4 protein-coding genes are annotated in these 4,832 nt (G+C 68.9%); all 4 read right to left on the bottom strand.

All coding sequences use genetic code 11. The features are described from left to right. A partial coding sequence (locus HUK84_RS10605; RefSeq protein ID WP_317135276.1) for an amino acid permease occupies nucleotides 1–1,066 on the bottom strand: 1,066 nt, incomplete at its 3' end. Continuing rightward, the gene (locus HUK84_RS10600) at nucleotides 1,060–1,935 is read right to left on the bottom strand and encodes a cell envelope integrity EipB family protein (RefSeq protein ID WP_176640264.1); all 876 of its coding nucleotides are present in this window, start codon (nucleotides 1,933–1,935) and stop codon (nucleotides 1,060–1,062) included. The genes HUK84_RS10605 and HUK84_RS10600, both read right to left, overlap by 7 nt. An 81-nt stretch (nucleotides 1,936–2,016) precedes the next feature. Next, nucleotides 2,017–3,888 carry an aspartate--tRNA ligase gene (aspS, locus tag HUK84_RS10595; protein WP_176640263.1) on the bottom strand — a complete coding sequence of 624 codons (1,872 nt, stop codon included), beginning with the start codon at nucleotides 3,886–3,888 and terminating at the stop codon, nucleotides 2,017–2,019. A gap of 154 nt (nucleotides 3,889–4,042) precedes the next feature. Continuing rightward, the coding region (gene mtnA, locus HUK84_RS10590) for an S-methyl-5-thioribose-1-phosphate isomerase (RefSeq protein ID WP_176640262.1) at nucleotides 4,043–4,832 on the bottom strand (790 nt) is incomplete at its 5' end.

Here is a 4,832-nt window from a genome sequence, read left to right as displayed (position 1 = left end):
AAATCGCCCGGCGCGGCGCGCCGCTGGGCCCGACATGCACCAGCCGGCCGGGCGCGTCGCCATGCGCCGCCATCTCGAAGAGAATGCGCGACGTCACGTACAGCGTGGAATTGAGGCAGGACGCGATCGCCACCAGCACCACCAGCGTCATCGCGCCCTCGGCGCCCGGAATGCCGATCCGGTGCAGCACGTCCAGAAAGGGCGAGTGCCCCGGCCGCACCTGGTTCCAGGGGATCAGGCACAGGATGACGCCCAGCGAACCCATATAGAACAGCATCACCCGGATCACGACGGTGCGGATCGCCTGGACGATGTTGCGCGCCGGGTCGGTGGTCTCCGCCGCCGCCACCGTGGCGATCTCGGCCCCGGCGAAGGTGAACAGGATCGCCGGCAGCAGCGCCAGCGACGCGCTGAACCCATGCGGCATGAAACCGCCCTGGTCCCACAGATGCGCGATTCCGCCATGCAGAGGCGGACCGATCACCCCGAACAGCGCCAGCCCCGCCACGATGGTGAACAGGCCGATCGCGCTGATCTTCAACAGCGAGAACCAGAATTCGAACTCGCCATAGCCCCGGACCGAGAACATGTTCACGCCCGTCATCAGCCCGATCAGCCCCAGCGCCACCGGCAATTGGGCCACGCCCAGCATCGGCGCGACGATCAGCGCGGCGGCCTTGGCCTCGACCGACGTCACGACCACCCAGAACAGCCAGTACGACCATCCGGTGACGAAGGCCGCGCGCCCGCCCAGCCCGCGGCGGACATGGCCGACGAACGACCCGGCATCGGGGCAGTCGATCGCCATCTCGCCCAGCATGCGCATGACCATGAACACGATCAACCCGGCCAGCAGATAGGACAGCAGCACCAGCGGCCCCGCCCCCCGGATCATCACCGACGTGTTGACGAACAGCCCGGCGCCGATCATGCCGCCGATCGCGATCATCGAAACATGGCGACTGCGCAACGAATGGGCCAGGCCGCCGCCGCTGGACACCGCCGCGCCCGTGGGCTCGGCCCCTGGGGGCGCGGCATCCCCCGCCTGTCCCACCCGATTCAGCACCGGTGCCTGTCCCCGCCCGGCGGAACGCTGCCGAGCGAGAAGCTGCGCAAGGTTCCGCGCATGGTGAAATCCCCGAAATCCATGTCCAACTGGTCCGACACGCCGTTCGCGAAATAGCGCATGCCGATCGCATAATCCGGGCGCATATCGTGCGAGGACGGGGTGTAGAACGCCACATGCACCCGGCCCGACGGCAGGTGCGCCAGCGCCGGAAAGCCGCTGGACGACGGCGGTCCGCCCCAGCCCAGCAGCATCACATAGGTATATTGCGCCCCGTCATCGCCGGTGCCGTCGAACAGCATGGGGCTGATGGACGGCGCGCCGCTTCCGGCCGCGCGGATGATCGCGGCGGTATGCGCCATCGGGAACAGCGTGCCGGCCGGCAGCGTCACGCTGTGCGGCACGGGCTGGGTATAATGGATTTCCCCGCCCGACGGCCCCGTCGTCGCCTCGCCCATCACGCGGGTGACGGGCCGCCCGTCCGAGGTCTGGACGGTCCGGAAGACCAGGTGCCGCCCGTCCTTCGATTCCAGGGTCGCGTAGTCCGACACCAGGCTGGTCACGCCGCCCGAGCGCGACACGGTCTGCAACCGCAATTCCTGCTGGGTCGACCATGCGGTACAGGCATCGGTGACGGCATAGGTCATGGTGCCGCTGGCCGAGACCGTGTCCCCGCCCTTGATCGTCGCCAATGTCAGGTCATAGGCCGCGCGATGCGGCGCCAGACGGACATCGGGCGCCGCCCGCGCCACCATGACCGTACCGGCCATGATCGTGCCGGACAAGATCGCCGCCAGCAGCACACCCCCCGGAAAAGGCGCCGTCCAGGCACGCCCGAAATCCGTCCAATCGCCGCTTCGCCCCGTCATTCCGCCAGCAGACCCGATTGCGGCGCGGCATGCAACAGCGCAATACGCCCCACCCCCCGCGCCGGACGTCACGCCGCGCGCCTATTCGCCCGCCTTCCCGCCACTCGCCTTCACAGGGCTCGCCTTCACATCGCTCGCCTGCGCATCGCTCCCCTGGCCACCCTTGGACGCGGCCGGCTTGGGGCGCGGCAGGTCCAGCGCCAGCGACAATTCCTTCAGCCGCTCGGGCGGCACCGGCGCCGGCGCGCCCATCATCAGGTCCTCGCCCTGCTGGTTCAGCGGAAAGAGAATCACCTCGCGGATATTCGGCTCGTCCGCCAGCAGCATGACGATCCGGTCCACGCCCGGCGCCGACCCGCCATGCGGCGGCGCGCCATAGCGGAAGGCATTCAGCATGCCGCCGAACCGGGCCTCGACCTCGCTGGCCGGATAGCCGGCGATCTCGAAGGCGCGGATCATCACATCCGGACGATGGTTGCGGATCGCGCCCGAGGACAGTTCGATGCCGTTGCACACGATGTCGTACTGATAGGCGGTGATCGTCAGCGGATCCTGGCCGTTCAGCGCCTCCAGTCCCCCCTGCGGCATCGAGAACGGGTTGTGCGAGAAATCGATCTGGCCGGTTTCCTCGTTGCGCTCGTACATCGGGAAATCGGTGATCCAGCAGAAGCGGAACGCATCCGTCTCGATCAGGTCCAGCTCGGTGGCGATTCGGGTCCGCACCTGGCCCGAGAATTTCACCATTTCGTCGCCCTTGCCGGCGGCGAAGAACACCGCGTCGCCGTCCGCCAGCCCCGTCGCCTCGCGAATCGCCGCGACGCGCTCGGGCTCCAGGTTCTTGGCGATCGGCCCCTTGCCGCCCTCCGCGTCGAAGATGATGTAGCCCAGGCCGCCCGCCCCGGCCTCGCGCGCCCAGGCATTCAGCTTGTCATAGAAGGCGCGCGGACGATCGCCGGCCCCCGGGGCGGGGATCGCCCGCACCGCGCCGCCGTCGGCGACGATGCGCGCGAACAGGCCGAAACCGGACTCGGCGAACGCCTCGGTGACGTCCGAGATCAGCAGCGGGTTGCGCAGGTCGGGCTTGTCGCTGCCATAGAGCTTCATCGCCGTGGCATAGGGAATCCGCTCGAACGGCGCCGCGCTGACGGTGCGCCCGCCGCCGAACTCGCGGAACACGCCCTCCATCACCGGCTCCAGCGTCGCGAACACGTCTTCCTGCCTCGCGAACGCCATTTCGAAATCAAGCTGGTAGAACTCGCCCGGCGACCGGTCGGCGCGCGCCGCCTCGTCGCGGAAACAGGGCGCGATCTGGAAATACCGGTCGAAACCCGCAACCATCGCAAGCTGCTTGAATTGCTGCGGCGCCTGCGGCAGCGCATAGAACTTGCCCGGATGCATGCGCGCCGGCACCAGAAAGTCGCGCGCCCCCTCGGGCGAGGACGCGGTCAGGATCGGCGTCTGGAACTCGACGAAGCCCTGCTCGGTCATGCGGCGGCGCAGGCTGGCGATCACCTGGGCCCGCAGCATCATGTTGCGATGCACCTTCTCGCGCCGCAGGTCGAGATAGCGATAGGTCAGGCGCAGATCCTCGGGATAATGCTCATGTCCCGCGACCTGAAAGGGCAGTACTTCGGCCGCCGACTGGATCTCGACCGCGCGCGCGCGCAGCTCGATCTCGCCGGTCGGCAGGTTGGGGTTCCGGGTCGCCGCATCGCGCAGCACGACCTCGCCCGTGATCGTCAGCACGCTCTCGACGCGCACCCGTTCCACGACGTCCAGCACCGGCGATCCGGCGGGAATCACGATCTGGGTGATGCCGAAATGATCGCGCAGGTCGATGAACAGCAGGCCGCCATGATCGCGCTTGCTGTGCACCCAGCCCGAGAGGCGGGCGGTCTGCCCGGCATCGCTGGCCCGAAGGGCGGCGCAGCTATGGGTACGGTACGCGTGCATGGTCTTATCCTGTGTCACCTGATCAAAGACGGGGCGCAGCGCACCCCGTCCGGACGAAGGCGGAGGAAGCCGGGCCCGGCGCCCCCTGTCAAGGCCGGACCGGCTTCCGTCCCGCCATGCCCGCCCGTTATGCCGGCCCGTTATGCCGGCCTCGTTACGCCTGTTCCGGAAACAGGCCGGCCAGCCCGTCCCGCGAGGCATCGCAGCAGCCCCGCTCGGTGATCAGCCCGGTCACCAGCCGCGCCGGGGTCACGTCGAACGCCGGATTGGCCGCCCCGCTGCCCGGGGGCGTCAATTGCACGGTCTCGATCCGCCCGTCCGCCGTCCGTCCGGTGATCGCCGTCACCTCCGCGCCGCCGCGTTCCTCGATCGGAATCTCGGCCAACCCGTCTTGCACCCGCCAGTCGATCGTCGTCGACGGCAGCGCCACCCAGAAGGGCACGTCATTGTCATGCGCGGCCAACGCCTTCAGATAGGTGCCGATCTTGTTCGCCACGTCGCCGCTGCGGGTCACCCGGTCGGTGCCGACGATCACCATGTCGACCATGCCGTGCTGCATCAGGTGCCCGCCGGCATTGTCCGCGACCACCGTATGGGGCACGCCGTGGCTGCCCAGTTCCCACGCCGTCAGCGACGCACCCTGGTTGCGCGGACGCGTCTCGTCCACCCAGACATGCACCTTCAGCCCGGCATCGTGCGCCATATAGATCGGCGCCAGCGCGGTGCCCCAATCGACGGTGGCGATCCAGCCGGCATTGCAATGGGTCAGGATGTTGACCACCCCGTCCGCCCCCCGGCGCGCCGCAATCTCCTGGATCAGGCGCAGCCCGTGGCGGCCGATGGCCTCGTTCTGCGCCGCATCCTCGTCGCAGATCCGCCCTGCCTCGTCATAGGCGGCGGCGACGCGTTCGGCGGCGGGCAGCGGGCTCAGCCGCGCCAGCATG

Source organism: Nguyenibacter vanlangensis (genome assembly GCF_013376155.1).
GTDB lineage: Bacteria > Pseudomonadota > Alphaproteobacteria > Acetobacterales > Acetobacteraceae > Gluconacetobacter > Gluconacetobacter vanlangensis.
Note: the sequence above shows the minus strand (reverse complement) of the source record. Positions and strands in the feature narration are given on the sequence as shown.

Coding starts and splice junctions, on each gene's coding strand:
- HUK84_RS10600 (WP_176640264.1), bottom strand. CDS start 1,935: ATGACGGGGCGAAGCGGCGATTGGACGGATTTCGGGCGTGCCTGGACG.
- aspS (WP_176640263.1), bottom strand. CDS start 3,888: ATGCACGCGTACCGTACCCATAGCTGCGCCGCCCTTCGGGCCAGCGAT.